General features: G+C 48.4%; 23 protein-coding genes and 1 riboswitch. Of the genes, 17 read left to right on the top strand and 6 right to left on the bottom strand.

Annotated features, from left to right (window positions below; genetic code table 11):
• Positions 1-17: 17 nt before the first annotated feature.
• Positions 18-1,736: a phosphoenolpyruvate--protein phosphotransferase gene (gene ptsP, locus BV910_RS10265; RefSeq protein ID WP_078147242.1), complete on the bottom strand. Its 1,719-nt coding sequence runs from the start codon at positions 1,734-1,736 to the stop codon at positions 18-20.
• A 325-nt stretch (positions 1,737-2,061) separates the two neighbouring features.
• Here ptsP and BV910_RS10260 point away from each other — a divergent pair, with 325 nt between their 5' ends.
• The gene (locus tag BV910_RS10260; protein ID WP_078147241.1) at positions 2,062-3,501 is read left to right on the top strand and encodes a leucyl aminopeptidase; all 1,440 of its coding nucleotides are present in this window, start codon (positions 2,062-2,064) and stop codon (positions 3,499-3,501) included.
• Positions 3,502-3,633: 132 nt separating this feature from the next.
• Entirely contained in the window at positions 3,634-4,293 is a 660-nt protein-coding gene (locus BV910_RS10255; RefSeq protein WP_078147240.1) for a DUF429 domain-containing protein, read from the top strand.
• Between the two features lie 10 nt (positions 4,294-4,303).
• On the opposite strand, the gene ytvI is transcribed toward BV910_RS10255, so the two are convergent.
• On the bottom strand, positions 4,304-5,437 hold the full coding sequence (gene ytvI, locus BV910_RS10250) for a sporulation integral membrane protein YtvI (protein ID WP_078147239.1): 1,134 nt from the start codon (positions 5,435-5,437) through the stop codon (positions 4,304-4,306).
• A gap of 79 nt (positions 5,438-5,516) precedes the next feature.
• Between ytvI and BV910_RS10245 the strand changes: the two genes are divergently transcribed.
• Positions 5,517-6,296, top strand: coding sequence for a nucleotide pyrophosphohydrolase (locus tag BV910_RS10245; protein WP_078147238.1), 780 nt, complete (start codon positions 5,517-5,519; stop codon positions 6,294-6,296).
• Between the two features lie 127 nt (positions 6,297-6,423).
• Positions 6,424-8,337, top strand: a complete 1,914-nt coding sequence (locus BV910_RS10240; RefSeq protein WP_078147237.1) for an N-acetylmuramoyl-L-alanine amidase family protein — start codon at positions 6,424-6,426, stop codon at positions 8,335-8,337.
• Positions 8,338-8,417: 80 nt separating this feature from the next.
• Here the strand turns inward: BV910_RS10240 and BV910_RS10235 are convergent, their stop codons facing one another.
• The 3 genes from BV910_RS10235 to BV910_RS10225 are packed head-to-tail and all read right to left on the bottom strand — an operon-like array spanning position 8,418 to position 12,226.
• The gene (locus BV910_RS10235) at positions 8,418-9,458 is read right to left on the bottom strand and encodes a ribonucleotide-diphosphate reductase subunit beta (RefSeq protein WP_074036411.1); all 1,041 of its coding nucleotides are present in this window, start codon (positions 9,456-9,458) and stop codon (positions 8,418-8,420) included.
• On the bottom strand, positions 9,415-9,921 hold the full coding sequence (locus BV910_RS10230) for a flavodoxin domain-containing protein (RefSeq protein ID WP_012726807.1): 507 nt from the start codon (positions 9,919-9,921) through the stop codon (positions 9,415-9,417). Before BV910_RS10230 ends, BV910_RS10235 begins: the two co-directional genes overlap by 44 nt.
• A gap of 49 nt (positions 9,922-9,970) precedes the next feature.
• Complete coding sequence (locus tag BV910_RS10225; RefSeq protein WP_371328165.1) at positions 9,971-12,226, bottom strand: ribonucleoside-diphosphate reductase subunit alpha; 2,256 nt, start codon at positions 12,224-12,226, stop codon at positions 9,971-9,973.
• 532 nt (positions 12,227-12,758) lie between these two features.
• Between BV910_RS10225 and BV910_RS10220 the strand changes: the two genes are divergently transcribed.
• The 12 genes from BV910_RS10220 to BV910_RS10165 all read left to right on the top strand — a co-directional run bounded on the left by BV910_RS10220 (position 12,759) and on the right by BV910_RS10165 (position 22,726).
• The gene (locus tag BV910_RS10220; RefSeq protein ID WP_074036415.1) at positions 12,759-12,989 is read left to right on the top strand and encodes a DUF1871 family protein; all 231 of its coding nucleotides are present in this window, start codon (positions 12,759-12,761) and stop codon (positions 12,987-12,989) included.
• 13 nt (positions 12,990-13,002) lie between these two features.
• Positions 13,003-13,251 carry a NifU N-terminal domain-containing protein gene (locus tag BV910_RS10215; RefSeq protein ID WP_078147235.1) on the top strand — a complete coding sequence of 83 codons (249 nt, stop codon included), beginning with the start codon at positions 13,003-13,005 and terminating at the stop codon, positions 13,249-13,251.
• Positions 13,248-14,048 (top strand): glycosyltransferase family 2 protein, encoded by an 801-nt coding sequence (locus BV910_RS10210; protein WP_078147234.1) that lies wholly within the window; start codon positions 13,248-13,250, stop codon positions 14,046-14,048. The genes BV910_RS10215 and BV910_RS10210 overlap by 4 nt, the downstream gene beginning before the upstream one ends.
• Before the next feature lie 2 nt (positions 14,049-14,050).
• Positions 14,051-14,545, top strand: a complete 495-nt coding sequence (locus BV910_RS10205; protein ID WP_012726802.1) for an Lrp/AsnC family transcriptional regulator — start codon at positions 14,051-14,053, stop codon at positions 14,543-14,545.
• On the top strand, positions 14,542-15,726 hold the full coding sequence (locus tag BV910_RS10200) for an aminotransferase (protein ID WP_078147233.1): 1,185 nt from the start codon (positions 14,542-14,544) through the stop codon (positions 15,724-15,726). Before BV910_RS10205 ends, BV910_RS10200 begins: the two co-directional genes overlap by 4 nt.
• A gap of 58 nt (positions 15,727-15,784) precedes the next feature.
• Positions 15,785-17,029 carry a lysine N(6)-hydroxylase/L-ornithine N(5)-oxygenase family protein gene (locus BV910_RS10195; protein WP_168169848.1) on the top strand — a complete coding sequence of 415 codons (1,245 nt, stop codon included), beginning with the start codon at positions 15,785-15,787 and terminating at the stop codon, positions 17,027-17,029.
• A 197-nt stretch (positions 17,030-17,226) separates the two neighbouring features.
• A complete protein-coding gene (yugI, locus tag BV910_RS10190) occupies positions 17,227-17,619 on the top strand; it encodes a S1 domain-containing post-transcriptional regulator GSP13 (protein ID WP_074033496.1) in 393 nt (130 codons plus the stop codon).
• Positions 17,620-17,718: 99 nt separating this feature from the next.
• Positions 17,719-18,711 carry a Gfo/Idh/MocA family protein gene (locus BV910_RS10185; protein ID WP_078147231.1) on the top strand — a complete coding sequence of 331 codons (993 nt, stop codon included), beginning with the start codon at positions 17,719-17,721 and terminating at the stop codon, positions 18,709-18,711.
• A 74-nt stretch (positions 18,712-18,785) separates the two neighbouring features.
• A complete protein-coding gene (locus tag BV910_RS10180; RefSeq protein ID WP_078147230.1) occupies positions 18,786-19,949 on the top strand; it encodes an iron-containing alcohol dehydrogenase in 1,164 nt (387 codons plus the stop codon).
• Between the two features lie 106 nt (positions 19,950-20,055).
• Positions 20,056-21,408: a glucose-6-phosphate isomerase gene (locus BV910_RS10175; RefSeq protein ID WP_012726796.1), complete on the top strand. Its 1,353-nt coding sequence runs from the start codon at positions 20,056-20,058 to the stop codon at positions 21,406-21,408.
• Positions 21,409-21,507: 99 nt separating this feature from the next.
• Entirely contained in the window at positions 21,508-21,981 is a 474-nt protein-coding gene (ytkD, locus tag BV910_RS10170; protein WP_012726795.1) for an RNA deprotection pyrophosphohydrolase, read from the top strand.
• Positions 21,962-22,726: an alpha/beta hydrolase family protein gene (locus BV910_RS10165; RefSeq protein ID WP_078147229.1), complete on the top strand. Its 765-nt coding sequence runs from the start codon at positions 21,962-21,964 to the stop codon at positions 22,724-22,726. Before ytkD ends, BV910_RS10165 begins: the two co-directional genes overlap by 20 nt.
• 15 nt (positions 22,727-22,741) lie before the next feature.
• On the opposite strand, the gene pckA is transcribed toward BV910_RS10165, so the two are convergent.
• Positions 22,742-24,313: a phosphoenolpyruvate carboxykinase (ATP) gene (gene pckA / locus BV910_RS10160; protein WP_078147228.1), complete on the bottom strand. Its 1,572-nt coding sequence runs from the start codon at positions 24,311-24,313 to the stop codon at positions 22,742-22,744.
• A gap of 322 nt (positions 24,314-24,635) precedes the next feature.
• Positions 24,636-24,755, top strand: a riboswitch (SAM riboswitch).
• Positions 24,756-24,887: 132 nt separating this feature from the next.
• Here pckA and metK point away from each other — a divergent pair.
• A complete protein-coding gene (gene metK / locus BV910_RS10155; protein ID WP_012726792.1) occupies positions 24,888-26,096 on the top strand; it encodes a methionine adenosyltransferase in 1,209 nt (402 codons plus the stop codon).
• The last annotated feature ends 3 nt before the right edge of the window (positions 26,097-26,099 follow it).

The following is a 26,099-nucleotide window of genomic DNA, read 5'->3' as shown; positions in this document are numbered from 1 at the left end:
GAGAAGGACTTTTGCCATTATTTCTTAATGTCGAACTTTTCGCTAAGGAAGTTCACGACTTCTTCAGCTGTGTCCATGTTGAGGACTTCGTTGACGATTGCTTCTGTTTCCGACTTCGTCAAGCGTTTCACGAGGCTACGCGCACGAAGGACGCTTGAAGCGGACATCGAGAATTCGTCGAGACCAAGACCGAGAAGGATTGGAATCGCGAGTTCTTCTCCAGCCATCTCTCCACACATGCCGACCCATTTGCCAGCTTTGTGTGCTTCAGTGATGACATTGTGGAGAAGGTTCAAGATGGCAGGGTTGAACGGTTGGTACAAGTAAGAAACTTTTTCGTTCATCCGGTCAGCCGCCATCGTGTATTGAATCAAGTCGTTCGTTCCGACTGAGAAGAAGTCGACTTCTTTTGCGAATTGTTTCGCCATGACAGCCGTTGATGGAATTTCAACCATCATTCCAGTCTCATATTGTCCGACTTCGATTCCTTCTTCTTTCAACTTCGCTTCTTCTTCGAGAAGAAGGGCTTTCGCCGCGCGGAACTCTTCGAGTGTCGCAATCATTGGGAACATGATGGCGAGGTTCCCGTGAGCTGAGGCGCGGAGAAGGGCACGAAGTTGTGTGCGGAACAAATCTGTTTCCTCAAGGCAAAGGCGGATGGCACGATAGCCGAGGAACGGGTTCATTTCTTTCGGGAGGTCAAGGTATGACAACTCTTTGTCGCCACCGATGTCGAGTGTACGGATGACGACTTGCTTGCCTTCCATGCCTTCAAGAACCGTTTTGTAAGCTGTGTATTGCTCTTCTTCAGTCGGGAACGTTTCAGAGTCCATATATAGGAACTCCGTACGATAGAGCCCGATTGCATCTGAACCGTTTTTCAAAACGCCTTCGAGGTCGTTCGGTGTCCCGATGTTCGCAGCAAGCTTCACTTTGTGACCGTCCGCTGTGATTGACTCTTCGTTGACGAGTTGCTTCAACTCTTCTTTGTACGCTTCAAAATCAGCACGTTTGCCTTCGTATTCTTTGACGAGATCTTCTGAAGGGTTGACGAAGACGTCACCTTCTGTTCCGTCGATGATGACGAGGTCACCGTTTTTGATTTCTTCAAGGGCCACTTTTGTTCCAACTACTGCCGGAATTTCAAGTGAGCGTGACATGATGGCAGAGTGAGACGTACGTCCGCCGATGTTCGTCGCGAATCCTTTGACGTATTTACGGTTAAGTTGTGCCGTGTCTGATGGTGTCAAATCTTCGGCAATGATGATGACTTCTTCTGAAATCGAAGCTGGAGTCACGAATGTCACTCCGAGAATGTGAGCCATGACACGTTTTGTGACGTCACGAACATCAGCTGCACGTTCGCGCATGTATTCGTTATCCATTGATTCGAAAATCATGATCATCGTTTGGGCGACTTCGTCAAGTGCCTTCGCTGCGTTCATGTTTTCGCTTTCAATTTTGTCGTTCACTTGCGATACGATTTCTGGGTCCTCAACGATTAAAAGGTGAGCTGAGAAAATCTCGGCTTTGTCTGGACCGAGCTCACGAAGTGTATGTTCGCGAATGGCTTCAAGCTCCGTTTTAGATTGTGCGATCGCATCTTGGAAGCGAGCCTTTTCTGCAGCGACATCTTCAATCTTGTGTGATGGGATATCGAATGAAGGTGTCTCCATGACGAATGCTTTTGCAACTGCAATTCCTGCAGATGCACCAATACCTTTAATGTGTGACATAAGCGTAGTCCCTCTTTTCAAAGAAATAGTGTACTTTCCTGCCTCGTTACTTCATACCCGAAAAGAAAAAAGAATTAACGAGAACGGAGAAAGTTAAAGTAGCAACGGTCTACGACTAGGGGAAGCCTCGACCAGTCAAATTGGCCTCACTTCACGATGAAGAGAAGCCCGATTGCGTACTTTCTTATCCTATCATAAAATAAAACAACGTCACAACGAGGAGATAGCCCATGAATTCGAAGATTTCTTGACTCTTACGCATACTATTTCATTATTTTGGAGAAGTTCGTTATGCTTACCATATATATAGAAGGGAAGTGGCAATATGTATCAAATTGCTCAATTAAATTGGACCGATTCTTACGAGACAATCGTCGTCGGAATTGGAGCGGCTGATTCTATCGATGAGGGACTCGACACATTGTTTGATGGACGCGTCAAAGCGCTTATTCAATCAGGAGACCTCTCTACGAAGACGGGGGAAGTGACAATCCTTCCGACATTCGCCGGTGAGACGACCCGTGTTTTATTTGTCGGACTTGGTCAACGAAATGACATGACGACCGAGAATGTTCGGAATTGGTTCGGGAAAGTCTCGAAACTGATCAAGTCACGTGGATTGAAGGACGTCGCCGTAGCGCTTGATACGTTTACGGATGGTGCCGCACGCATATTCACAGAAGCGTATGAAATGGCGACCTATGCCCATCCTACATATAAGTCTGCTCCAAATGAAACGGTCGAAGAACCGACGATCACGTTGCTCGGTGACGTGGACCAGACGGATATCGATGCGGGTGTGGCTTATGGGAAAGGGGTCAATGTCGCTCGAACGTTGACGATGATGCCGGCCAATATTTTGACAGCGGAGACGTTAGCGGATTACGCGGTTGAGTTGGCGAAACGTCATGATTTCAAATACCGTATTCTTGAAAAAGAAGAGATGGAAGGACTAGGTATGGGGGCATTGCTCGCAGTCAACCAAGGGTCGACGATTCCTCCAAAATTGATTGTACTCGAGTATCGTGGGGCAGAAGAAGCTCCGATTGCCGTTGTCGGGAAGGGTGTCACGTTCGACACAGGCGGCTATTCAATTAAGCCGAAAGATGGCATCGTCGGGATGAAAGGAGATATGGGTGGCGCTGCTACCGTCCTCGGATTGTTCGAGACCCTCGGATTGACGCGACCAAAACGGAACGTGATTGGCATCATCGGTGCGACCGACAATATGATTTCTGGAGATGCGTTCAAACCAGATGATGTGATCACGGCCATGAATGGAAAGACGATCGAAGTATTGAACACGGATGCAGAAGGACGTCTTGTATTAGCGGATGCGGTCACGTTTGCGAAAACGTATGAACCAAAAGCCATCATCGATGTGGCTACGCTCACAGGTGGCGTTCTCGTCGCCCTCGGGACAGACGTGACGGGCTGTCTAACGAACGACGATACCCTCTATCGTTCTCTTGAAGAGGCGAGCCGTGAGACGAACGAACTCGTGTGGCAGATGCCATATTTCGATGTCTTCATCGACAAGGTGAGAAAATCGGAAGTTGCCGACTTGAACAACTCACCAGGTCGTTTCGGGCATATGATTTTTGGTGGCGCATTTGTCGGTGAGTTTGTCGGCGATACACCATGGCTACATCTCGATATTGCAGGAACGAGCGAACGAGCGGCAGCGAATGACCTCGGTCCGAAGGGGCCGACGGGTGTCATGGTTCGAACCCTCGCACGGATGATTGAATCGTGGGAGCGGTAAGAGCAGGTGGCGTAATCGGTTTGGCGATTCTGTGTGGCCTATGCTACACGGTTTGGCCGAACCGTATTTGGTTAGGGAGTACAGTGTTTCTCGCCGTATTTGGCGTGTTGATGATGTTACAGGAGGTACGACATGGTAGGAGTAGGAATTGATGGTGCACGTGGCGGCTGGGTACGGATCACATATGACAGCATCTCACTTTGTTTAACGATTTCGGAGACGTTGGAGGAGTTGCTGATTGATGGTGCCATGCATTTTGTGGATATGCCGAAAGATTTAGGAACGGTCGACCATCCGAGCCGCGAATGCGATGCGTGGATGCGTTGCCGACTCAGCCAACGAAAGTCGTCCGTCTTCACTCCGCCGATTCAAGAGGTGTTGCAAGAAGCGACTTATGAGGAAGCGAATGAAAGGAGTCGGGCGTTGGTTGGCAAAGGAATTAGTAAACAAGCGTGGAATCTTGTTCCCCGGATCCGTGAGTTTCAGCAGGTGAAGGCATCTGACGTTTACGAATCACATCCGGAAGTTTGTTTCTCGGTCATGATGGGACATGAGGCAAGTCATTCGAAAAAGACGGTCGAAGGGCAGGATGAGCGAATCGAGTTACTTCGGCAATACTCGAAAAGTTCTCCATGGAAATGGAAGATGTCGAACGTCCAAATCGACGATATTATCGATGCGTGCATCTTGGCGGTAGCTGCCTATGAAGCGGGGACAAGTGGTCTCTCGCTTCAGCCGGCAGAATCCGATCAACCCGTAGTGGCTGTACCTCAAATGAAAAAAGAGCGATGAAATCAACATTTCATCGCTCTTTTGCTGTCGTCGTAGGCGGACCGACGATAAATCGCCATATGTAATGAAACACTTTGGCATTGTATACGGCTTTCAACAGGACGGCGAGTACGGGCCCGACGATAAAGCCGAGTACACCGAATAGCTTTAATCCAACGAAGATGGAGATGAGTGCGACCAGTGGATTCAATCCGATATGGGAACCGACAATTTTCGGTTCAGCCAAGTTGCGTTGGACGATGACGATGATATACAACACGACCAATCCGATGGCCACGAACCAATCACCTGTCACCGCGGCATAGGCGGCCCAAGAAATAAGTAGCGTACCGACCCCCAAATAAGGCAAGAGGTCAAAGAACCCCGCGAGTAAAGCGAAAGAGAGCGGGTTGTCAACACGGAGGATGAGCATTCCGATCAAGACGATCCCGAATGTGATGGAGATGAGCGTGAACTGGGCACGGACGTATCCAAATAGGGCAGACTTGAGGTTGATCATCACTTCCTCGAATTCTTTGAATCCTTTTCGTTTGTTCAGACGATTCAGTGAGTTGACGTATGATGGCCAATCCTTTGTGATGAAGAACCAGGCGAGGACAATGACGACCACGAGCAACAAGACGAGCGGAAGCGCTGCTAACATGTTTTGTAGCACACTGGCCACTCCGCGGGACAAGACACCAATCGCTGAGGCGAGTTGGACACCGAGCTCGGTGATTCCTCCCTCGAGCGAGGTCGTCTGTCCGGGATTTAACTGCTGATAGCTCTGGTATGCATCATTGACGAGCGGTGCGATTTTTTCATTGAACAGTCGTTGGATAAACTCGGTGAGTGTCTCAATTTGTTCAGGGAGTCGTTCCGCTGCCACCGTTGCATAATGAATCAATTGGATGATGACGATGGTGATGATTCCGACGACGATGCTAAGCACGATGATCAAGGAAATGAGAGTGCCGAGTGCACGAGGCATATTTGATTTTCGCTCGAAAAAGTTGACGAGCGGGACGGTCATCAAGGACAAGAGCAAGGCAAATACGAACGGATATGTATATTCGAAAAGTATATTCAATAGCCAAGTGATTAAAAAGAAACCGATAACGACGAGAATGAATCGAAGCAATTGCCAAAGTCTTGCCGACGACATGTGGAACCCACCCTTTCCGGACAACTAGGTTGAGCATAGTATATCATGTAAGCGGTAAATAAAGCAGAAAGATAGGTGAATGAACGTGAGAGAAGTTCAACAGAAAATCGATACGATGATTCTTCATTTAGGTGGTTACTGGAGACCTTTATCCGGGCTAGCACGATTGTTAGAAGAGGTAGGAGAAGTAGGGGGCGCGTTAAGGAGAGAGGCGCGGGATGAGTTGAAAGAGGAGTTACTTGATGTACTAGTGATCTCCACGTGTCTAGCAAACCAGTATGCGATTGCATTGCAGCAACCAGAGGCGGAGGGAGGAGAATCGAAAGAGAAGCTGTATTTTCAAATTGTTGAAGAGGCAGGAGAAGTGGCGCGGATTTTGAACGCTTATGAAGGCGATAAGAAGTTAAAACCGAACCGTAAAGGTCAATCACTACAGCATCATATCGAGCAATTGCAGCGTGCCGTTTTGTCTCTTGGAGCGTCTTACTATCTCAATCTGTTCGATTCACTCTTTGCCCTCATCGAAGAGAAGTCGGCCCGGGACTTCGGACGATTTGACCACACGCCGGACCCGATCACGGAGACATCGGTGCGTACTTATTTATCGCATCAGCCAGGTCGCTATTGGGGCGGGGTCCCAGTTAAATCATTTGAGCGATTCGACCGATATATAGAACGAGAACAACATGTCGAGCGGTTTTATCGCATTGCAGCGATTGAAGGACTGGATGGATTTGTGATTCAACAGAGACGAGATGGATTGATTGGTATAGAGAATCCTTTCGTTAAAGAAGGCTTTACTGTCGCCATCGAAGATTACGGAACGGAGACGTTTCTGATTATCCGACCAGCAAAATAAAAACATTTACCTTTTTATCAAAAACATTCATCTTTTTTTTCAAATATTTACTTTTTTTAAAAAAGTATTATGCTAATATGAAATTGTTGTTAGTAGGAAATGCCGCAATGAGAAAGGAATATTTTGGATGAAAATGAAACTATTGAAAGTTGCCCTCATCTTAACGGTCCTCTTGTTAGGGATGCAACTTCCATCTGTCGAAGCTGCAACTTATGATGGAGAGACGACTGTCAATTTGAACATTCGTACATCCCCTAGTCTGAGTGGGAAGGTAGTGAAAACATTACCAAAAAGCACGAAAGTAAAGTATGGAACGTATAATCAGTCATGGCTCAAAGTGTATGTAAACAATCGTACATACTATGCCTCGGCCCAGTACATTCGAAAACTTTCATCCACTTCAAGTTCGTTAACGACGCAGGCGGCAACGTCTACTGGAGTGACGACTGCGAATTTAAACGTTCGCGTCACGTCCCATCGATCGGCGACGATTGTGACCACGTTGAAGAAGGGGACGGAAGTGAAGTATGCCGTTCATAATTCTTCTTGGGCAAAAGTCTACCTAAATGGCAAGACGTACTATGCCGCAAAAGCTTACATCGCACCGAAACTGACAGAATCGAATGTGGAGCGGACAAATGGCTACGCGAACCGTGAGTTGAAGTTGTTCGCTGAACGCAACCAACGTTCGAAAGTGCAGAAAGTTCTTCCGAAACATACGGCTGTCGTCTCGAGCAAATATAATTCGAGCTGGTCGATTGTTTATATCGGGAACGAAACGTACTACACACCGACTTGGGGCATTACAGAAGGTACATTGGATAGCAGTGTAGAGAAAAAAGACGGGTATGCAAACCGGGAGCTGAAACTCTTCGCTGAGCGGAATCAACGGTCGGCGGTGAAGAAGATACTTCCCGTGAACACGGCTGTCGTCTCGAGCAAATACAACTCGAGTTGGTCGATTGTCTATCTCGGAAGTGAAACGTATTACACACCGACAGCTTGGATCTCTACTTCGAAAACGTCGACAGAACCTCCGACGACAACGAAACCAGATGATGGACTCACGCAAGGGTATGCTAACCGTACAGTAAACTTGTTTGGAAAAACCCATCAGAGTTCGGAAGTCCTCATGGTTCTTCCGAAATACACGGCTGTTTCATACAAAGCGTACAATTCGAGTTGGTCGACTGTTCAGATCGGCTCGAAAGTCTACTACACAGCGAGTTCGTGGTTGACGAAAGGGAAAGCCCCGGCTGCGCCGGAAGCTGCACCAAAAGGTACGGTATACATCAACACACCAGGTGATGTATTGAACGTTCGTTCGAAAGCGAGTCTTGATTCGAATGTGGTTGGTCAACTCAATCACGGAACAGCTGTTTTACATTATGGGACAACCAATGGTTTCCATAAAATCAAGTTCAACGGACAAGATGCTTTCATTTCTTCAGCATTCGTGATGACATCTAAGCCGAGCACATCGACTGGAACAGTCATCGTCCTTGATCCAGGACACGGTGGAAAAGACTCGGGAGCAGTTAATGGATCTCTCTATGAGAAAACGATTGTACTCGATGTAACGAAACGTGTAGAAGCTTATCTTCGCTCAAAATATGATTACAATGTACGTCTCACTCGTTCGACTGATGTCTATTTGACTCTAGATCAGCGAGTTGCTGCAGCGAAGTCGTTACGTGGTGATTTGTTTGTAAGTATGCACGTCAACGCAGCCGGTTCATCATCTGCGAAAGGGGTAGAAACGTTCTTTTCTTCTCAGTCTGCGCACAGCGCTCGAAGTCGTGTCCTTGCTTCAAACATTCAAAGCAACTTGGCGGGTAAAATGAGTGGAATGTCGAACCGAGGAGTGAAAACAGCTAATTATTACGTTATTACGTATAATACAATGCCATCTGCACTCGTCGAATTAGGATTTATCTCATCACCAACAGATTTGACTTACCTTCGAAGTAACACGTCTCGTCAGCAAATGGCGGAAGGTGTGGCTGAAGGAATTGCCAAATATGTTCAGACTTATTATTGATTTGAATTAACCCAGACATGATTGTCTGGGTTTTTTCGATGTACAAAAAACCGAACCGATTAAATCGGTTCGGTTCAATTTTATAGATCATCAAATCCGTTCGCGTCTGTCACTTTCGCATAAGAACGTGACTTTTGTTCGAAGAAATCAGATTTTGTCGCATTGAGCGAGTCATCTGAGTATGCCCGGATCCAAGGCATGACATCTTCGTCAAATCCTTCATACAAGTCATTCAGACCGATGACGCGGAGGCGTTTATTCGCCAAGTATTTGACGTAGTCTCGCATTTCACTGACGTCGAGTCCATCGAGGTCACGGAGAACGTATTCACACCACTCGATCTCAAGGTCGACCGCTTCTGCCATCGTGTCGTATACGAACTGACTGAACTTTCCGTTTTCATCAATCTTCGGATTTTCTGTCAGCACGGCACGTAAGAGCTGGCTGATGAAGTAAGAATGTTGCATCTCATCACGTTGGATATAACTGATCATCGTGGATGTACCGACCATCTTTTGGTGGCGGGCGAGATTGTAGAAATAAGCGAATCCTGAATAGAAGTTGATGCCTTCTAGAATGACGGATGCAACGAGTGATTTCGCAAAGTTTTCAGCGTTCGGAGTCTCGCGGAACGCTTCATATAAGTCCAAGATGAATTGATTGCGCTTCATGACCATTTCATCATCTTTGGCGATGTCAAAGATTCGATTTTGTTCAGCGAGTGGCACGAGACTTGATAGGACATAGCTGTATGATTGATTGTGCACGACCTCTTGTTGTGCGATGACCGCGAGAACGGCGTGTACAGACGAGTCAGATGAGAACATAGAAGACTCGAGGATGTATCGTGTCTGGACCGAGTCGAGAATCGAGAGCAGTCCGATGATCCGTTTGAATGCATCCTGTTCACGTTCAGTCAATTGCGGCCATTGTTGCATATCCTTAGACATTGAGATCTCATCAGGAATCCAAAAGTTCGATAATAACTGTTTGTAAATGGTATAGAACTGAGGATACGCGATATCGTTCCAATTGACGATCGAACTCGTTTCCCCGCCAATGATGGCGGTTGCCCGGTTAGGATGTTTGGGCGACAATAATTTGATTTTCTGAATCGACATGATGCATAACTCCTTCTTCTACATGGTGAGCCATCCGCTCTGCCCAATGTTGGACGTTGAACGGTTGGTTACGTGGGGACTGCTCGATTTTAAGCAGTTCCCCGGCAAGTGGGATTCCGTATTTTGAAAGGTGGTACGCCATCTCGTCAACAGCGCGACAGAAATGTACAAACATCTTGTCACCGGTTCCGAATACCGCAGCTTGTCGAATCGGCACTTGGAGTTCCTTTAACACGAGGCGGAACGTATCTTTCATTTCGTCTGGTAAGATTCCGTCTGCCCACGTGTAAGAGCCGAAATAGACGAGGTCGAACGAAGCGAGCGACTTTGCTTCGCGATATCCGACGCGATCGGCATCATAGCGGACGACCGTATCGCCACGGCGATGATGTGTCGATTCGATGAGCGATGCCACTTCTTCCGTGTTTCCACTCATCGAATGACAGATGATTGCGATGTTCATAGGGTGGACCACCTTTCTATAAAATGTACATAATGATTATGACGACGGTTTACGAAGCGCACGACTCACATTCGTCGACTTCGACGGTCGTCGAACGAGTGTAGTAAATCGACTTCATGCCAAGAGACCATGCCTCGAGGTGCATCGCAAGAAGCTCTGTCGCTTTTACATCGTTCTTCACGTATAAGTTGAAGCTGATTGCTTGGTCGATGTGGCGCTGGCGAGCCGCGTTTTGACGGATGCTCCATAATTGATCAATTTCAAATGCTGATTTATAGAACCAGTTCGTGTCCGGCGTCAAGTCGGGAACCGTGACTGGAATCTTATAGTTTTTCTTCTCTTCTGAGTAGACCTTTTTGTAGACCGGGTCAATCGATGCGGTACTACCAGCGATAATCGCCGTCGATGAGTTTGGTGCAACGGCCATCATATAGGCGTTACGGACGCCGTTTTGATGTACTTCTGCTGCGAGACCGTCCCAATCGAGGTCGTCGTGTGAACGATAGTTCCGGCGCTTGAAGTATTCGCCTGTATGCCATTCTGAACCTTCGAAGACGCCGAATGCTCCTTTTTCTTTGGCGAGTTCCATCGATGCTTGGATTGTGAGATACGCGATTTTTTCATAGAGTTTCTCTGCATATTGAACGGCATCGACCGATTCCCAACGGATTCCTTCTAGTGCGAGCAAGTGATGCCAACCGAACGTTCCTAGACCGACTGCACGATACTTCTGGTTCGTGATCATCGCCTGTGGAACTTCGATCGTATTCAAATCGATGACGTTATCGAGCATACGCATTTGAATCGGGATGAGTCGTTCGAGCACATCGGCTTTCACGGCACGAGCAAGTGCGATTGAACTCAAGTTACAGACGACGAAATCACCAGGTGTCTTTGTGATGACGATTTTTCCGTCTTGTGTGTATTCTTCTTCGATTGTCGTTGCCGACATGTTTTGCGCGATTTCGGAACAAAGGTTTGAACTGTAAATCATCCCTGCATGTTTGTTTGGGTTTGCGCGGTTCACTGCGTCTCGGAAGAACATATATGGTGTACCTGTTTCAAGTTGTGAGCGCATGTAACGTTTTACAAGGTCGATGGCTGGAACTGTCACACGAGATAATTCTGGCGTGTTGACACATTCCATATATTTCTCTGTGAAGCTTCCACCGTTCTCTGATTCGTCAAAATAGTCTTCAAGGCTATATCCCATCACGGTACGAATCTCGTGTGGATCGAACAAGTACCAGTCGCCGCGTGCCTCGACCGTACGCATGAAGAGATCTGGGAGGCAGACGCCTGTGAACAAGTCGTGTGTCCGGAGGCGCTCATCCCCGTTGTTCAATTTCGCGTCGAGAAATTCGAAGATGTCCTTATGCCAAATGTCTAAATAGACGGCAATAGAGCCTTGACGCATACCGAGTTGGTCGACCGAGACGGCTGTGTTATTCAACTGCTTCATCCAAGGAAGAGCACCACTTGAGACGCCTTTGAATCCTTTGATGTCACTACCGCGTGAACGGATTTTCCCGAGGTAGACACCGATTCCGCCGCCACCTTTTGAGAGTGTCGCCACATCGGTGTTCGAATCATAGATGCCACGGAGAGAGTCGTCGACTGTATCAATGAAACAAGAGCTGAGCTGTCCATATGATTTGCCGGCGTTTGACAACGTTGGTGTCGCGACCGTCATATAAAGGTTTGATAAAGCCCAATAAGCTTCTTCGACGAGCTTCAAGCGAGTCGTCTCGTCTTCTTTTTGCATGAGCGTCATTGCGATGACCATGAAGCGCTCCTGTGGAAGCTCATAAAGGTTCTTCACATGATCGCGCCCAAGATAGCGGTCCGACAACGTGCGGAGTCCGATATATGTGAAGAGACGGTCACGGGATGGATCGATCAATGTTTCGAGATGGTCCATGTCTTCTTTTGAATACGTATCGAGAAGAGCTGACGTGAAAATTCGTTTTGATGTTAACGTCTCGACCAGTTGATAGAAGTTACCATAACGCATAGATGCTTCGTAACCGCGGTTGCGTGCCGCTTCAAGATAGAGGCGGTTCAAGTACATTTCCGTTGCCACGAACGTCCAGTCCGGTTCTTCGGCTTTCAACATATCGAGGGCATGCATCGTCAATAAGTCATATACTACATCTTGTGTTAGCGTTTTTGTCTCGAGCGCCCGAATAGCCCGTTCTTCATAGCGCTCTACGCTTAAGTGAGGATACCGTGTCTGGATAGATTGAATAAGAGAAGAGACGTCAGAAAGCGTTGGAGCCGCTGGTAGCATCGTCTCGTGGTGGATAGGGGATGTCAAAATAGATCACTCCTTTAGATGGTGTAGACGTTATAAAAGGATAATAAGAACTTCCTTACCTGTCACAATATCGTGTTAACAATCAAAATACCCGTTAACTATATATTGACACTTTTTTATCTTTTTAATCATAAAACACCTATATTTAGTTTTTCAATCCTTGACATTCTGGAATGTGCCCGTCACCTTTTTGCTTTTGCTCCAAAAGGGCTTCATGACCCAATTTGAGACAGAGAACTGAGATGAAAAAAAATTATGTATTGTCTTTGCTTGTTTTTTCACAAATTGATGAATTCGATTTCATCACTCTTGATGAAACATTTCATCCGTTTGTTTGAGGTGGAATGGATTGTATTTGACGTTACTTATCAAAATACCTGCATATTCATTTCATACTAGATATAGTGTTCTGATGAATCAAGAAATATGAATCCATTTGTCAAGGCTGGTATCCGAGTAAAAAGTAAGGTAGATTGGTGAAGTAGGACATGGAATTTCAGCGAAAAGAAGGGTTTAACAAGTGCGTACAGAAGACTTATTATTAACATGGGACCCACTCGGTTATGGGGCAGGTTCATACGGACCTGAGTTTGATGAAGTCATGATGGCATTAACCTATGTCGATTCTCCCGAACAATTGACCGAAGTGATTCGCCGAACGCTTCTTGAAGCGTTCGATGCGTGTCCACCAGAAACAGAGATTTTCGAGATGGCGCAGCGACTCCTCGTATCGTCATCTTGCCAACTATAAGGAGGAACCAATAATGTTACGAATTGATCCAACACCGAATCCGAATGCGATGAAAGTGACACTTCCAGAGAACGTGTTTGGCGCCAAGAGTCAAAGTGTGAAGGCGGGCGAAGCGACAAATCAGCCGCTCCTCGCAAAACTAGTTGAAATCGAAGGCGTGGAGAGTGTCTTTGCTTATGGTGACTTTGTGACCGTATCAAAGGAGAACGGTGTGAGCTGGGAAGCAATTCTTCCACTCGTTGAGACGGCATATCGCGGATGAAACCGATTGTCTCGATTGTCATTCCGGCTTATAAACGCGAGACGGAACTGACGGAACTGCTTGAAAGTCTAACGGTCCAAACATTTCAGCAGTTTGAGGTCTTGGTCATGAATAATGAAGGGCCGCCAAAACAACACCTTTTGGCGCCTTTTTTGAATCAATTGGATGCACGTGTCATTGAAGTGGGTGAGAACCATCACGTCCGGGCCCGTAATCGTGGTGTTCTCGAGGCGAGAGGCGATGTCATCTTGCTACTAGACGATGACGATTTGCTCATGCCGACACACTTGGAGGAGGGACTACGCGACCTTCAACAGGCAGACCTCGTCTATTCGGACGCTGAGCTGTTCCGATTCGAATGGAGAGCGGGCCGTCGTGTCGTGACGGACTGGGAACCGTTCGCTTATGGGTTTGATCGAGAGCGGATGCGTCAGGACTCGACGTTCATCCCTTCGGGCACGATGTATCGCAAATCGATTCATGACACGATCGGTCTATTCGACGAAGACGTCTATAACTACTGGGATTGGGATTTCTTGTTGAGGGTGATGGATGCATTCACGGTGTCACACCCGGCGCGTGCGACGGTACTTTACGCCTTCAACGGGACGGATAACCTGTCGGCAAAACAGGATGAAACGAGACGTCGTTATTTTGATCATTTCTGTCAAAAACACGGTCTGACAGACATGGAGATGAAGAATTTCCATATCGTTCAGGAGGAACGACGTGCATTCGTGAGACAGACAGAGAGAACGTTCACAGGCGTGCTACCTGGTCGAACGGAAGGAGAATAAGTATGTATTCATCAAAAGAACTTGAGTTGTTAGAGCTGTTAGAAGAAAAAGGGTATCTCGAGACGAAGATGTTGGCTGATTTGTTGGCACTCGATGAGGAGACGATTGAATCGATGCTTGAGAAATTCAAGCAAGACGGGATTCTCCTCGGATTTCGTGCCATGGTCAATTGGCAAAAAATCAATCGTCACGATGTCACTGCCTTCATTGACGTTAAAGTCACTCCGAAACGAGGACGCGGATTTGACGACGTGGCCGAGCGTATTTATCGCTTCCCAGAAGTGACGGCGCTTTATTTGATGTCGGGAGCGTATGACCTTCAAGTCGTCATTCGGGCGAACTCGCTTCAAGACGTCGCCTCATTTGTCTCAGACAAGCTATCGCCGCTTGATTCGGTCTTGTCGACGACAACCCACTTCAAATTGAAGACGTACAAACATGACGGGATCTTGTTCACCCCACAAACTGAAGATAAGCGGTTGAACATCACGCCATGAAGTCTTTATCGAATCAAGTCGTCTCGATGAAGCCATCGGGCATTCGCCGTTTCTTTGACTTAGCACAGACGATGGATAACGTGGTCTCTCTCGGGGTGGGAGAACCGGATTTCATCACACCATGGAACGTGCGAGAAGCGAGCTATGCCGCACTCGAAGAAGGCTATACGGCGTATAGCGCCAACGCCGGTCTCATCGAGCTGCGCGAAGAGATCGCTACTTATATGAAAGAACGCTTTTTAGTCGAGTATGATCCGACGTCTGAATTGATTGTCACGACTGGGGCATCGCAGGCGCTCGACATCGCATTCCGTGCCATTCTCAATCCAGGGGACGAGGTCATCGTGGTCGAACCGGCATTCGTTTCATATGGTCCACTCATCGAGTTGGCAGGTGGGACCGTCGTCCCTGTCGCATGTCGTCCGGAAAAAGGGTTTCGACTCGATCGGGAAGACGTCGAGCAAGCCATCACAGAACGGACGAAAGCGATCTTGCTCTGCTTCCCGTCCAATCCGACGGGCGCCACGATGAATGGCGATGAACTCGCACAAATCGCAGAGCTCGCGACAAAGTATGACCTTTGGGTCGTCAGCGATGAGATTTATGCGGAACTCTGTTACGACGAACCATTTGTCAGCTTTGCGACGCTTCACGACATGCGAGACCGGACGATTGTCGTCAACGGTTTCTCGAAGGCGTTCGCGATGACTGGATGGCGCCTTGGCTTCACATGCGCACCGGAAATCGTCACGCGAGAGATGTTAAAGGTCCATCAATACGGCATGATGTGTGCACCGACGCTCGTTCAATTCGGTGGACTCGAGGCACTTCGGACTCGTGAGCAGCACGTGCCGAGTATGGTGAAAAGTTATCGTCAACGTCGAAACTATTTCATTCAAGCGTTGAATGAAGCAGGGCTACCGACGCACGTGCCAGGCGGAGCATTCTATGCCTTCCCTTCGATTCGACATACTGGATTGACGAGTGAAGAATTTGCAGAACGTCTTCTCGTCGAAGAACGTGTCGCCGTTGTTCCAGGAAACGCCTTCGGTGAGAGCGGGGAAGGGTTCGTCCGAGCGAGTTATGCGACTTCGCTCGAACAACTACAAGAAGCGATTCTCCGGATTCAACGTTTCATGAAACAATTCGAAGTCACCGTAGCCAAGGACTCTCATTCGTGAGAGTTCTTTGGCGTTTTAGCGATATAACGAAAGGGAAAAGACGGGCGAGGTGAAGATGATGAAACGATTTGACTTTGTTGCAATCGGGTGTGGTCCGTATAATCTTGGTCTCATGGCCCTTGCGGAGAAGACTGAACTGCATGGGGTTTGCTTTGAGCAACGTGCGGAGATGATGTGGCATGAAGGCATGTTGATTGAAGGGATGACGATGCAGACGCATTATTTACAAGATCTCGTCACATTGGCGGACCCGACCCATCCATCGAGTTTTCTGAACTATTTGAGTGATACGGGTCGACTCCAAACATTTATCACGCAAGAACAAGATAAGATTCCTCGAACGGAATACAACCGTTATTTGCGGTGGGTTGTTAACCAACTGTCGACGATTCGTTTCGGTCATTATGTATCTGACGTCCGAGCGGAAGAAGAGGGCTTCCTCGTGACCGTCGAATCGGACGGGCAATCGACACAAGTTCATACAAGACATCTCGTCCTAGGGACAGGGGCGGCGCCATTCGTGCCGGACGGGTTTGAACAAATCATTCATACGAGCGATTATTTGACGTACCGGGACGTCCTCAAAGACCGATATCGTGTCGCGGTCGTCGGGAGTGGACAGAGTGCGGCGGAAGTCTTTCTGGACTTGTTGCGTGAAGCGACGGATGAACAACGCGTCGACTGGATCACACGCTCCGAACAATTTGAGTCACTCGAAGCAGGCAAGCTTGGGGATGAAATTTTTAGTGTGGATTATGTCGATTATTTTCATAAACTACCGTACGACGCTCGGCAAGAGCTACTCGGGTCATTCGAGCGTTTCCGTCATGGTGTCAATCCTGAGACGATGACCTCGATCTATGAGACGTTGTATCATCGGACGGCAGAAGCGAAAGCGACGAAGGCTGATATGATGACACAGGTCGAAGTGGAATCGATTTCTTATGATTGGTTAACACATCGTTTGAAAGGAACCCAACGGTATACGGGAGAAGTGATTGAAAGAGAGTACGATCTCGTTGTCGTGGCGACGGGGTATCGCCCGGTGATCCCATCTTGGATCAATCAGCTCCCGGTTGTATGGGAAGTAGAGGGAGAATGGGCAGTCCGTGACACGTATGAGGTGATCATGAGCGAGTCGCTAGGCGGAAAGTTGTTTACGCACACGAATATAGAGCATTCACATGGTCCGGCTGCGACGAATCTCGGGATGGCAGTCTATCGAAATGCGGTCATTTTGAACGACATGGCTGGGGAAACGGTCTATCCGATTCGTCATCAGAAGCCGTTTACGACATTTTGAACAAAAAAAGGGCTAGGCGAGTCGCCTAGCGGAATCAGGGGGGAATACTTGAAGTCTTGCTTGATTTGTATTTACCCCGCACTTCGACTTTAAAACATACCAACACGTCAAAAATAATCTTTTTTACTAAATTCTACACTTTATCGAAAAAAGTATGTTATAGTAAGTTGATGAATTTAGCATAGGAGTTGTTTGTAATGGCAAAATACGAAAAAGATCAAGTATTAACAGGTAAAGTAACAGGAATCCAACCTTTCGGTGCTTTCGTAGCACTCGACGATGAGACTCAAGGTCTTGTACACATTTCAGAAATCTCACACGACTACGTAAAAGACGTAAACGATTACGTTCAAGTTGGTCAAGAAGTTGAAGTGAAAATCCTTGAAGTGGACGAAGCTTCTAAAAAAATCAAGCTTTCAATGAAAGCGACTCAAGAAGCTCCAAAACGCGAGAAGTCTGCGAAGCCAGCTCGTCGTGCGCCACGCCGCAACGAAGCATCTTCAAACTTCAAGCAAGAAGAAGCTCCAGGATTCACAGTCCTCAAAGACAAACTTGAAGACTGGATCAAAAACACAAACTTCAAGAAGTAAGTGTCCCAAGGTGGCCCGTTCTAAACGGGTCACCTTTTTTATTTTACAGGAATCGGCGAATTGAATGACGAAACTGTAAAGCGAATAGGAGGGGATGGCATGAAGATTGGCATCATCGGAACGGGAGGAATTGCGACGAGTGCCCATATCCCGAATTATGTCAAAGCAGGGATGGATGTGATAGCGGTCATGAACCGGACACGGGCAAACGGGGAACGTGTCGCCCGGCAGTTCGGCATCCCGAACCTTTATGAGACGGTCGAAGAGATGCTTTCACGCGAAAATCTCGATGCGGTCAGTATCTGTACACCAAACGCCTTACATAAAGAGCAAGTGCTGCTTGCGCTTGAAGCAGGATGTCACGTTCTCTGTGAGAAACCACCCGGTATCTCGGAGAATGAGGCAATTGAGATGTTAGAAGCGGCAAAACGAGCCGGAAAAACATTGCATTACGGATTCCATTACCGACATCGTGCAGATACGGTTCTGTTGAAGCGAATGATTGACGCGGGAGAACTTGGAGATATCTATGCAGCGACGGCGCTCGCGCTTCGGCGACGTGGCATTCCGGGATGGGGAGTCTTCACGAATAAAGAACTGCAAGGCGGGGGCGCCCTGCTCGACATCGGTGTGCATATGTTAGACCTAGCGCTTCATTTGATGGGATACCCGAAACCGAGAGAGGTCGTTGGGCACGTCGGTCAATATTTAGGGAATCGACCGGGTGTCGGTTTGTTAGGGGAATGGGACGCGAGTTCGCTCTCGGTCGAGGATACGGCGAGGGCGATGATCACGTTTGAAAATGGGGCATCCTTATTGCTCGACGTCAGCTATATGGCCAATATCGAAGAGAAAGATACGATGCGTGTGGAATGTCGCGGCACGAACGCCGGAGCCAGTCTGTTCCCGCTCACGCTCCACACGGAGAAATATGGGGCATTGTTTGACGAGCGACCAGCTTATTTGACTGAACACGACCCGTATGAGCGGCAAATCCGACTCTTCCTTGAGGCCTGTGGAGAAGAGCCGAACTATCGTCAAGCGGAGGAAGCGGTCATCTTGCATCGGATCATCGATCGCATCTACGCATAAGCACGATACTTTTCATTCCGTAAAAACAGGGTATATAGTGTAGGTGTTACATATTTCTATGAGGAGGATGACTTATGCACAACTTTGAATACAAAAACCCGACAAAACTAATTTTTGGGACACATCAGATCGAAAAATTAGCAGGAGAACTCGAAGCGCTCGACGCGAAGAAAGTGATGCTTGTCTATGGTGGCGGAAGCATCAAAAAGAACGGGACGTACGATGAAGTCGTGGCCGAGCTTGAAAAAGCAGGCATCTCATACGTAGACTTCTCAGGTGTTGAACCGAACCCACGCATCGAGACGGTACGTCGTGCGGTGAAATTTGCGCGTGAAGAGGACGTTGACGCCTTGCTTGCTGTCGGTGGCGGTTCCGTCATTGACTGTACAAAACTCATTTCAGCAGCGATTCCATATGACGGGGACGCGTGGGACATCGTGCTTCGTGAACATATCCCGACAGAGGCGGTACCGTTCGGGACAGTCCTTACACTCGCTGCGACAGGGTCGGAGATGAACTCGGGATCGGTCATCACGAACTGGGAGACTCAAGAAAAGTTTGGATGGGGTCACCCGCTCGTCTTCCCGACATTCTCGATTCTCGATCCACGTTACACCGTGTCGGTTCCAAAAGACCAGACAATCTATGGCATCGTCGACATGATGAGCCACTGTTTCGAGCAATACTTCCACCCGAACCATGCGCCGGTACAGGAACGCATGACAGAAGGTGTGTTGAAAGCGGTCGTTGAATCGGCACCGAAACTCGTGAACGATTTAGAGAACATAGACCTTCGTGCCATCATCTTGTTCTCAGGTACGATGGCATTGAACGGTGTCCTGCAAATGGGTGCATCGGGTGACTGGGCATCGCACAACATCGAACACGCCGTATCCGCTGTCCATGATATCCCGCATGCTGGAGGTCTCGCGATCCTCTTCCCACGTTGGATGGAGCATGTATTAGATGAAGACAACGCGGCTCGCTTCGCACGACTCGGTACAGAAGTATTTGATGTCGAGCCTGGCGAGAACGATTTGGAAACAGGGAAACGTACGATCCAAGCTGTACGTGCATTCTTTGACCAACTCGGTGCACCGAACTCGCTTCGTGACTATGAGATCGATGAGTCGACATTCGATGCGATTCTCGATTCTGCGATGAAACGTGGCGCATTCGGTCGTTTCCGTACACTCGAACGGGAAGATGTCGCGCATATTCTCGAACTCAGTAAATAAGGCGATTTCTTGCCTATTTTGCAATAATGATTGAACGAATCTAGCGTTTCCGTTTATGATGGGTCATGTATGGCTCTTTTACGAGCGATTTAAAGGAGGAAATGACATGTCAACTGTACGTTTCGATTATTCAAACGCGCTCTCATTCGTAGGGAAGCATGAAATCGACCAAATGCAAGAAACGGTAAAAACCCTTCACTCGGTGATTCACGAGCGGAGCGGTGCCGGAAGTGATTTTCTTGGGTGGGTCGACCTTCCGACCGAATACGATCAAGATGAGTTCGCACGAATCAAAGCTGCGGCGGAACGAATTCGCGAGAATTCAGACGTTCTCGTCGTCGTCGGAATCGGAGGATCTTACCTCGGTGCCCGTGCAGCGATCGAAATGCTTCAACATTCGTTCTTCAACGTATTGTCAAAAGAAGAGCGCAAGGCGCCGCAAGTATTCTATGCGGGTCACAACATCTCTTCAACGTATATGAGAGAATTGCTTCAAGTGCTTGAAGGGAAAGAGGTCTCAATCAACGTCATCTCGAAATCAGGAACGACGACAGAACCTGCCATCGCATTCCGTGTCCTCAAGCAGTTCATGGAAGACAAGTACGGTCAAGATGGAGCGCGTGAGCGGATCTATGCGACGACAGACCGTGCCCGTGGCGCCCTCAAGACGCTCGCGGACGCAGAAGGATACGAGACGTTCGTTATTCCAGATGACGTCGGTGGACGCTTCTCTGTCCTCACACCGGTCGGACTTCTCCCGATTGCTGCTGCAGGAATCGATATCGATGCCTTGATGGAAGGGGCGCGTGATGCACAAAACGCTTACAGCTCACCAGAATTGGCTGAGAACGAAGCGTATCAGTATGCGGTCGTACGTAACGCCCTTTACGCGAAAGGCAAATCGATTGAGATGCTCGTCAACTACGAGCCAGCCCTTCACTACGTGTCTGAGTGGTGGAAACAGCTTTACGGAGAATCTGAAGGAAAAGACAACAAAGGAATCTTCCCTGCGGCTGTCGACTTCTCGACTGATCTTCACTCGATGGGTCAATACATTCAAGAAGGTCGTCGTGACTTGTTCGAGACAGTCATCCGTGTGAAAGAAGTCCGTCACACAATGAACGTCCCAGAAGACGCACAAGACTTGGATGGTTTGAACTTCCTCGCAGGGGAAACGATTCAGTTCGTGAACGACAAGGCGACAGAAGGAACGCTCCTCGCGCATACAGATGGCGACGTACCGAACCTCGTCGTCGAATTGCCAGAGATGACACCGTACCACCTCGGTTACTTGTTCTACTTCTTCGAGAAAGCATGTGCGATGAGCGGATACATCCTCGGGGTGAACCCGTTCAACCAGCCAGGCGTCGAAGCATACAAAGCGAACATGTTCGCACTACTCGGTAAACCAGGGTATGAAGAACAAAAAGCAGAACTCGAAAAACGCTTGAATCAATAAGAAAACGAATCGGTCCGCGCGTCGGACCGATTTTTTTGTTTGAAACTGGGTGCAGACAAGGTAAAGTGAGAGTAGACAGGGGAAAGAAAGGGATGGACTATGAAGACATTCAAGGATTACTATCATAATCAAGTCGAGTTAAGCTTCACCCATTATCCGTTCTCAGACACGCCGCTCCACGTCTGGGTCGTCGCCCGTTACAAGGACAAATGGGTATTGACGAAGCATAAACAACGCGGGCTAGAGTTCCCAGGTGGGAAAGTCGAACCGGGCGAACATGAGGATGCCGCGGCCATCCGGGAAGTATATGAAGAGACTGGAGGCGTCGTCAAGACGTTACGATACATGGGGCAATATCGTGTGCTCGGTCGTGGTGACACCGTCATCAAAAATATCTATTTTGCGGAGATTGAACGATTCGAAGATCATCCCGCAGTCGACGAGACGGATGGGGCCGTCTTGATTGATGTCTTACCGGACAATCTACTACGGAATCCACGTTACAGCTTTATGATGAAGGACCGTGTCTTACCAGAAACGATGAGGGTGCTCCATGAGCAACAACTGGTTTGATCGAATCGACGTGTTGCCACCATACGCCGGTTACCGGGTGACGCGTGGATGGTACACGACGAATGATGGGGAAGAGGTCGTCGCCTATTCGATTGAACCGAAACGGTCGATTGGACAGGTGCTGATGTACTTACGAGGGGGAACGGCACGAATCGGGGACGTTCGGTTACCGCGCCTCATGCAGTTTGCGGCACGCGGTTTTCATGTGGTGGCCCCGGTTTATCGAGGTAATCACGGGGGCACGGGAAAAGAAGACTTCGGTGGAGAGGATTTGAAGGACGTGCTCTCACTCTATGATCGCGTCCAAACGAGCGGACGACCGATTCATGCGCTCGGTTTTTCACGCGGCGGGATGATGGCACTCTCTCTCGCATCTGAACGACCGGTCACTACCGTCACCTCATGGGCCGGTGTGACCAATCTAGAGTGGACGTATGAAGAGCAACGCTCGATGCGGAAGATGTTACGTCGCATGACGGGGGGAGACCCCGAATCGGCAGAAACAGCATATACAGAACGTTCTCCGCTTTATAAGGAATGGGATGCACCAACGCTGATCATCCATGGTACGGATGACGAGCAGGTCCGTTTGCGCCATGCGACGGCAGTCGCCGAGAAGTTAGGGGAGCAGGCAGAGTTTTGGGTGCTTCCGTTCGGACACCAACTCCCATTTTGGGATAAATGGGAGACGACCGAACAAGCGATGGAATGGATGTTACGACAAGCAAAAGCACCGACTCGATGAGTCGGTGCTTTCGTATTAGATGACCAGTGGGCCGGCTGCGATGACCGATTCACTCGCTTTCGTGAACCGTGTGAAGTTCTCTTTGAATTTCATTGCGAGTGCTTTCGCCTCGACGTCGTAGCGAGCTGGGTCGCTCCACGTGTCACGTGGATTGAGCACGTCACTCGGTACGCCTTCGATGGCTACTGGAATCTCGACGTTGAAAATGTCATGTTTCATCGTCTCGACGTCACGAAGTTGACCGTTGACTGCGGCGTTGACCATCGCACGCGTGTACGCGAGTTTCATACGCGAACCTTCACCGTATGCACCGCCAGTCCAACCTGTGTTGACGAGGTAGACATCCACGTCGTGTTGCTCGATCAATTTACCGAGCATATCCGCGTAACGCTCTGGAGCGAGCGGAAGGAACGGTGAACCGAAGCAAGTCGAGAAGGTCGCCTGTGGTTCTGTGACACCGCGCTCCGTGCCGGCAAGTTTTGACGTATAACCCGACAAGAAGTGGTACATCGCCTGTTCTTTCGTCAGTTTGCTGATCGGAGGCAAGACGCCATAGGCATCTGCCGTCAAGAAGACAATCGTATTCGGATGACCGGCGCGTGATGGGAGCATCGCATTGTCGATGAACTCGATTGGATATGCCGCACGCGTGTTTTCCGTCAAGGAAATGTTCTTATAGTCCGGTGTACGATCTTCATTCAACACGACGTTTTCAATCAATGAACCGAAGCGAATCGCATCATAGATTTGCGGTTCGTTCTCACGAGACAAGTTGATCGTCTTTGCGTAACAACCGCCTTCGATGTTGAAGACCCCGTCCGGTGACCATCCGTGTTCGTCGTCTCCAATCAAATGACGCTCAGGGTCAGCCGAGAGCGTTGTCTTCCCAGTGCCCGACAATCCGAAGAAGAGTGCCGTTTCATTCGCATCATTGACATTTGCCGAACAGTGCATCGATAACACGTTCTGCTCGGGTAGCAAGAAGTTCATGACGGAGAAGATCGATTTTTTAATTTCGCCACCGTATTCTGTTCCCCCGATCAGAATCGTGCGCTTGGCGAATGAGACGAGAATGAACGTCTCAGAGTTCGTACCATCGACGGCAGGGTCTGCTTTATAGCTCGGTGCATAAATGACCGTGAACGGGTCGAACGCACCTTTCGTCGGCCATTCGCGTAAGAACAATTGTTTAGCGAATAGACTGTGCCACGCATACTCCGTGATGGCACGGACCGGCAACGTATAATGTTCATCTGCACCAGCAGATGCTTCTAGATAATACAGTTTATCCTTCTTTTCTAAATGGTCGAGTACTTTGTCGAGAAGTGCTGAAAACTTCTCTTCTGCGATCGGTTGGTTCACTTTACCCCAATCGACGAGGTTGTTGCTGACTTCATCTTGTACGACGAATTTGTCTTTCGGTGACCGTCCAGTAAAAGCACCGGTACTGACAGATAATGCCCCGTCTTTTGTCAGCACACCTTCACCATTTTGAATGGCTTCTTCCACCAGCTCTGGAACCGTCAAGTTCCGTAACATGTCGGCACCATTAATTAATTCTTCGATTTTCAGGAGCGTTGTCGCCATCCTGAATCCCACCTTTCCCCTAAATAGATGTGGATGAAATCCGCATACTTCCGCGATTACGATTAATCAGTATGACATTTTTAATTATATGTGACACACTAATTAAACACAAGCGTTTCTTCTCTCTAAGTAAGCGCTTTCTTACAAAGTCATTTTATCACATTCTCTTATCACAAGGTGTTAAAAAACAGAAACGAAATAAAAAAATGTTTGACGATTCACAAACAGAAATGTTTTGCAAGTCAGTGAAAACTTTTACGAATTCGTCTGATTCCCTTGACATAATCGAGTGTCATTTATATGATGGTTTTCGTAACGGATACTCTTATTCTGAGCGGTGGAGGGAACAAGGCCCTACGAAGCCCAGCAACCGTCCGACATGAAGTCTTGTGCGGAAAAGGTGCTATCCTGAAGCGAAGCCATTAGCTTCGAACGATAAGAGGGTAAGGAAGAACGATTCAACCTTTCCCCATGTATGTCATCGGGGGAGGTTTTTTTCATTACCGTCCCAAAGCAACGCGTAAGGGGAACGAGTACCGTCCACATAATACCCTTATTATAGGAGGTTTTTTGAATGTCAAAATTGAACCGTCGACTTTTTACTTCAGAGTCGGTTACTGAAGGACATCCAGACAAAATTTGTGATCAGATCTCTGACTCCATCTTGGATGCCATTTTAGCGGAAGACCCGAATGCCCGTGTTGCGGCAGAAACGTCTGTCACAACAGGTCTTGTACTCGTAGCTGGTGAAATCACAACGTCAACTTACGTGGATATCCCGAAAGTTGTCCGTGAAACAATCCGCGAAATCGGATACACGCGTGCGAAATATGGCTTTGATGCTGAAACGTGTGCGGTCTTGACGTCAATCGATGAGCAATCGGTAGACATCGCGCAAGGTGTTGACCAGGCGCTTGAAGCACGTGAAGGTCAGATGACTGAAGAGGAACTCGATGCAATCGGTGCAGGAGACCAAGGTCTTATGTTCGGATATGCGACAAACGAGACACCTGAGCTCATGCCGCTTCCAATCTCGTTGGCACACAAGTTGTCACGTCGTCTTGCTGAAGTGCGTAAGAACGGTACGCTCGAGTACCTTCGTCCGGACGGGAAGACGCAAGTAACGGTCGAGTATGATGAGGACAACAACCCTGTTCGCATCGATACGATTGTTATTTCGACACAACACGCTGAAGAAATCACGCTTGAGCAAATTCAAGAAGACTTGAAAAAACATGTCATCGAGGCAGTCATTCCGGCTGAACTCATCGATGCTGAAACAAAATACTTCATCAACCCGACTGGTCGCTTCGTAATCGGTGGACCACAAGGGGACGCAGGTTTGACTGGACGTAAGATTATCGTCGATACGTACGGTGGATACGCTCGTCACGGTGGCGGTGCATTCTCTGGTAAAGATCCTACAAAAGTTGACCGTTCAGCGGCATACGCAGCCCGCTATGTAGCGAAAAACATCGTTGCAGCAGGACTTGCTGATAAAGCAGAAGTTCAACTTGCATACGCAATCGGTGTTGCACACCCAGTATCAATCGCTGTCGATACGTTCGGCACAGGTAAATTGAGCGAAACGGAACTCGTTGAACTCGTTCGCGAGAACTTCGATCTCCGTCCAGCAGGCATCATCAAGATGCTTGACCTTCGTCGCCCAATCTACAAACAAACGGCAGCTTACGGTCACTTCGGTCGTACAGACATCGAACTCCCATGGGAGCAAACAGATAAAGCAGCCATTCTTGAAGAAGGCGCGAAACGTTTCGCGTAATCA

The organism is Exiguobacterium sp. HVEsp1, assembly GCF_002009685.1.
GTDB lineage: Bacteria > Bacillota > Bacilli > Exiguobacteriales > Exiguobacteriaceae > Exiguobacterium > Exiguobacterium profundum.
The sequence above is the reverse complement of the archived record's forward strand: the minus strand, read 5'-3'. Positions and strand labels throughout refer to the sequence as shown.